General features: G+C 63.8%; 7 protein-coding genes. 6 read left to right on the top strand and 1 reads right to left on the bottom strand.

Translation table 11 applies throughout. The annotated features are described in order from the left end of the window. Positions 1-263 precede the first annotated feature (263 nt). The 5 genes from argJ to AC1DUU_RS22345 all read left to right on the top strand — a co-directional run bounded on the left by argJ (position 264) and on the right by AC1DUU_RS22345 (position 3,445). Positions 264-1,505: a bifunctional glutamate N-acetyltransferase/amino-acid acetyltransferase ArgJ gene (gene argJ / locus AC1DUU_RS22325; RefSeq protein WP_476785577.1), complete on the top strand. Its 1,242-nt coding sequence runs from the start codon at positions 264-266 to the stop codon at positions 1,503-1,505. An 8-nt stretch (positions 1,506-1,513) separates the two neighbouring features. Next, the gene (locus AC1DUU_RS22330; RefSeq protein ID WP_476785578.1) at positions 1,514-2,287 is read left to right on the top strand and encodes a GNAT family N-acetyltransferase; all 774 of its coding nucleotides are present in this window, start codon (positions 1,514-1,516) and stop codon (positions 2,285-2,287) included. A gap of 1 nt (position 2,288) precedes the next feature. After that, entirely contained in the window at positions 2,289-2,702 is a 414-nt protein-coding gene (locus AC1DUU_RS22335) for a (deoxy)nucleoside triphosphate pyrophosphohydrolase (protein WP_476785579.1), read from the top strand. Positions 2,703-2,811: 109 nt separating this feature from the next. Beyond that, positions 2,812-3,126: a hypothetical protein gene (locus AC1DUU_RS22340; RefSeq protein WP_476785580.1), complete on the top strand. Its 315-nt coding sequence runs from the start codon at positions 2,812-2,814 to the stop codon at positions 3,124-3,126. Positions 3,127-3,277: 151 nt separating this feature from the next. Next, on the top strand, positions 3,278-3,445 hold the full coding sequence (locus AC1DUU_RS22345) for a Flp family type IVb pilin (protein WP_476785581.1): 168 nt from the start codon (positions 3,278-3,280) through the stop codon (positions 3,443-3,445). A gap of 6 nt (positions 3,446-3,451) precedes the next feature. Here AC1DUU_RS22345 and AC1DUU_RS22350 read toward each other — a convergent pair whose 3' ends face one another. Then, a complete protein-coding gene (locus tag AC1DUU_RS22350; RefSeq protein WP_476785582.1) occupies positions 3,452-4,324 on the bottom strand; it encodes a methyltransferase domain-containing protein in 873 nt (290 codons plus the stop codon). A gap of 56 nt (positions 4,325-4,380) precedes the next feature. Between AC1DUU_RS22350 and AC1DUU_RS22355 the strand changes: the two genes are divergently transcribed. Beyond that, a partial coding sequence (locus tag AC1DUU_RS22355) for a ComF family protein (protein ID WP_476785583.1) occupies positions 4,381-5,159 on the top strand: 779 nt, incomplete at its 3' end.

Raw genomic sequence — 5,159 nt, forward strand, 5'->3', positions numbered from 1 at the left:
TCACCGCACTTCTCTACGTCATCATGCCTTTGACCGATGGATGGTCGATCTGGCAGCGTACGCTTCTGATCGCCCCGCTGATGGTGGCTACGATAATCTGGGGTCTGATCCCTGCCATCCAGCGCCTGTTCCGCAGCTTCCTTAATCCAGCAGTGCATTGAGGTGGACCACGTCTTAGTGAGGTGAAAACGCCTTGCGAAGCCTCGCGCTATCGGGCAAACGGGGCCTGCATTCACCGTTTCCCGAGCCCGCAGAGGTTCCTCATGTCGACTACCGTTTCCCCGCTCGCACCAAAGAAATACCCCAAGATGCCCGCCATTGAAGGCGTGCGCATCGCGACCGCCGAGGCCGGCATCAAGTACAAGGGTCGCACCGACGTGCTCGCCATGGTGTTCGACGAGGGGACTGCGGCAGCAGGCGTGTTCACCCGCTCCAAATGCCCCTCGGCACCGGTCGACTTCTGCCGGGAGAACCTTTCGGGCGGCAAGGCGCGCATCCTGGTCGTCAATTCGGGCAATGCCAACGCCTTTACCGGCAAGAAAGGTCGCGAGACCACCACGCTGACCGGCCAGGCGGCGGCCAAGGCCGCCGGCTGCACGCCAGGCGATGTCTTCCTCGCCTCGACGGGCGTGATCGGCGAGCCGCTCGACGCCGGCAAATTCAGCCACCTGCTGTCCGGCATGGTCAAGGATGCAAGGCCCGACCAGTGGACCGAGGCCGCCAAGGCCATCATGACCACCGACACCTATCCCAAGGTGGTCACGGCGACAGTCAAGCTCGGCGATACAGACGTCACCATCAACGGCATCGCCAAGGGTGCCGGCATGATCGCACCTGACATGGCGACCATGCTGTCTTTCGTCGCCACCGACGCTCCGATTGCAGCTGAAGTGCTCCAGGACATGCTGTCGCGTGGCACTGCCAGCACGTTCAATGCGGTGACCGTCGACAGCGACACCTCGACCAGCGACACGCTGATGCTGTTTGCCACCGGTGCTGCGGCCAAGCGCGGCGCGCCGAAGATTTCCGATCCGAAGGACGCGCGGCTCGCCTCGTTCCGCCGTGCGCTCAACAAGATGCTCAAGACGCTCGCCCTCCAGGTCGTGCGCGACGGCGAAGGCGCACGCAAGCAGGTCGAAGTCACTGTCACCGGTGCCAAGTCGGCGCGCTCGGCCAAGCGCATCGCGCTGTCCATCGCCAATTCGCCGCTGGTCAAGACAGCGGTTGCCGGCGAAGATGCCAATTGGGGCCGCGTTGTCATGGCCGTCGGCAAAGCCGGTGAGCCGGCCGACCGCGACCTCCTGTCGATCTGGTTCGGCGACAACCGCCTTGCTCACAATGGCGAGCGCGATCCGAGCTATTCGGAAGCGGCGACCTCTGCCTATATGAAGGGCGATGACATCGTCATCCGCGCCGACATCGGTATCGGTCGCGGCAAGGCGACGGTGTGGACCTGCGACTTGACCAAGGAATATGTCGCCATCAACGGCGACTACCGGAGCTGATAGCCCACGTGAACCAGAACCGTCCGTCGCACGAACTCGCAATCGTCCGCCGCTACGAAGCGGCGGGTTTTCGCGCCTGGCCGGCGGCGGCTGTCCACTATGACGGCACCTGGCTGGTCAGGCTGACCGCGGGCCACCCGGCCAAGCGGCTCAATTCGGTCAATCCGCTCGACCCCGCCGACATCCGCAGCATTCCCGACCGTATCGCGCGTGCCAGCCGCCGCTTCGAGGCCTATGGCCGGCCGCTCACCTTCCGCATGTCGCCTTTGTCTGGGCCAGCGATCGCTGCCCATCTCGATCGCGAGCACTGGACCACCTTTTCGGAATCGCTGGTCATGCGGCTGTCGCTTGACGATGGCCTCGTCGACCACGCGATGGACCAGATCCCGCTCAAGGACATCGGCCGCTTTGTCAGCGCCTCCATGGCGGTGCACGGGATCGATGCGTCGCTGAGACCTGGCCTGTCCGAGATCATCGGCGCGATCCAGCCGGAGGCCGGCCTCTTCGTCCTGGAGCAGGATGAGCAGCCGGTGACATCAGTGATCTGCGTCCACGACAACGATCTTGCCGGCCTGTTCGAGATTGCCACCACCGAAGCCGAGCGCGGCAAGGGCTTTGGCCGCCGGCTGATCCTCTCTGCGCTGAAATGGGCGCGCCTGAGGGGTGCCCGTCAGGCCTGGTTGCAGGTCGAGGCCGCCAACGAAGGCGCCATTCGCCTTTATACCAAGATGGGCTTCAAGGAAGTCTATCGTTACCACTATCGCCGCCCGCCGGAGGCCTGATTTGACCGAACAGGGAAAACGCCTGCTCCTGGTGGCGGCTTGCGCGCTTGTCGATGCCGACGGACGCGTGCTTTTGGCCCAGCGACCTGAAGGCAAATCGCTGGCTGGCCTGTGGGAATTCCCCGGCGGCAAGGTCGAACCGGGCGAAACGCCCGAGCAAACGATCGTCCGCGAACTGCTTGAAGAAATCGGTATCGAGACCAAAGCGGCTTGCCTCGCACCGCTGACCTTTGCCAGCCACACCTACGACGATTTCCATCTGTTGATGCCGCTTTATGTCTGTCGCCGCTTCTGGGGCATCCCCGAGCCGAGGGAGGGCCAGGTGCTGAAGTGGGTGCGGCCGAAGCAGATGCGGGACTACCCCATGCCGCCTGCCGACGAGCCGCTGATCCCGTTCCTCATCGATCTATTGTGACCTGGCCATATTAGCCAGCGTTAAGGCAAAGTTCATCCAATCGTGAAAAATTGAATGGCTGCCGGCTGTGATCGGCTGCGCATCGACACGGCGTTGGGGGGCTTCGCCTATGCAGGCTGACAAGGAGTGGGACCTGATCCGCCCCGAGCGCCAGTCTTCGGCCGTCAGGGCGAGCGCTGGCATCCTGCGTGTCGCGTTGCTGTTTGGTTTTGCCGCAATCGCCCTTGCGCTTATCGCTACGCCTTATCTCGATGGCAAGGCGCGTATGCAGGTCGGCCAGGTGCGGTTCGATGGGCTCGACTACACCCCCACGGGCTCGATTAGCCGCAACTCGAGCTATACGCTGCGTCGCAGCGTGCTGCAGAAATCGCCCCAATCGGTTTGCATCATCTCGGAGAGCGGCGCGCGCAGCGGTCAGTGCTGACGACGCTCCAAGTCTTTGAATCTGCGCATCGTGCTTTTCGAAAGTCGATTCCGATGCGCTTGCTGCTTCATCACACGTTAAGCCTACGCCATTAACCTTTCTTAATCTGTCAAAGCTATGGTTTCTCCAACGAGAGGGGTGGGCGCGACCGATGATCTGGCGATTTCTGGGGGACGAAAAGGGTGCCACGGCGATCGAATACGGGTTGATCGCAACCCTGATCGCGGTGGCTATTGTCGGTGGCTTCGGGCAACTTGCGAGCCAGCTGGAATTCCTTTGGGGCGACAACAACAGCGAGATTCAAAAAGCGCTGAAGTGATTGACGCTACTTCTTGCCTTCCTCGCCGAGCACCTTGGCGAGCGATACCTGCGCTGAACCCGGCTTGAGCGGCTTTTGCTGCGAGGGATCAGGCGCCCATCCCGACAGCCAGATGAACGAAAAGCTTGCCCGCACGCGCCCGTCAGGGTCCGAAAAGCGTTCGGCATAAATCTCGGCAGCACGCTGGAACAGCCGCCGTGTCGCCGGCTTGCGCGATCGGTCGGAAAGCGAGCTGGTAACCCCCATCGCCCTGAGATCGGCCATCAGCCCGAACATCGTATCGTAGCGCACCGTTACCGTGTCGACATCGGCGACGGGCAGGGCAAATCCGGCCCGCTGCAACAGCCCGCCGGCATCGCGAACGTCGGTGAAAGGAATGACGCGCGGGCTGGCACCGCCGGATATCTCCGTTTCCGCCGCCAGTAGGCTTTCGCGCAACTCGACGAGCGTGCCAGCTCCCGCCAGAACGCCGAGAAACAGCCCGTCCGGCTTCAGCGCGCGTCTGATCTGGATCAGCTGGCCGGGAATGTCGTTGGCTTCCTGCAACGCCAGCAGCGACACGGCGAGATCGRTGYTTGCCGGTTCCAGCGCGATGGTCTCGGGATCGGAGACGATACCCGGCCCACCGCCGAGAAAGCTCTTGTCGGCCTCGACGCGAACCAGTTCGGCGACCTTGCCGCTTGCGGCGAGCACCGCTGTCGCCGCTGGGCTGACCGAAAAGATCGCCGCGCCGCGCTCGAATTTGCGTTCGACAGTCGAAAGCCGCTCAGTGAGGTCTTCCGCCGCCCGCGCCATCAGGAAGTCGGCGCCGGCTGTGCCTTGCGCCAATGCGCGCCGGCGGTGCGCGATCACGAGATTGGCGTCGAAAATGGCTTGCACGTCAGGATGTCCTTGTTCGCCGGGTTTCTGTTATGGTCGCCCGACCTCAAACTGTCGTGGCCGATCCGATGCCGGAGATCAAGAGCCTCGCTTTGTCAGTCGCCGCATGGCCGGCGCGGATGCTGTTTCCGCCGGTATGCGCTGGTTGCCGCCGTCAGGTCACGCAGCCCGGCGCCCTATGCGGCGCGTGCTGGCCAAAACTGCGGTTTCTTGAAAAGCCGTGGTGCGAGGTGATGGGCACGCCGTTCAGCCATGATTTCGGCGCTGGCTTCCTCTCCGCAGAAGCCATCGCCGACCCACCGCCCTTTGCCAGGGCACGCGCCGCTGTCGCTTACTCCGGTGTCGCCCGCCGCATGGTGCAGGGCCTGAAATTCCATGACCGCACCGACCTCGCGCCATGGATGGCGCGCTGGATGCTGCGCGCGGGTGCCGAGCTCGTCGCCGACGCCGAAGTCGTTGTGCCGGTACCGCTGCATTGGCGCCGCTTCTTCTGGCGCCAGTTCAACCAGTCGGCGGAGCTTGGCCGCACCATTGCATCGCTCTCCGCTGTGCCTTTCGCGCCGACCGCTGTGCGCCGCGTCAAGCGCACGCGCCAGCAGATCGGCCTCGGCCAGCGCGAGCGCGAAGACAATGTGCGGGCGGCCTTCGCTGTGCCGCCTGAGGCCGAGATTGATATCAGGGGCAAGCGGGTGCTGGTCGTTGATGACGTCTACACCACTGGCGCCACCGTTGCGGCGGTCACCCGCGCGCTCAAGAAGGGCGGGGCGAGTGCCGTCGACGTGCTGACTTTCGCGCGTGTGCTGCCGGGGGACTTCCGGCCCGACGAGGCAGACAC

This window comes from Aminobacter sp. P4_H6_2, assembly GCF_056400805.1.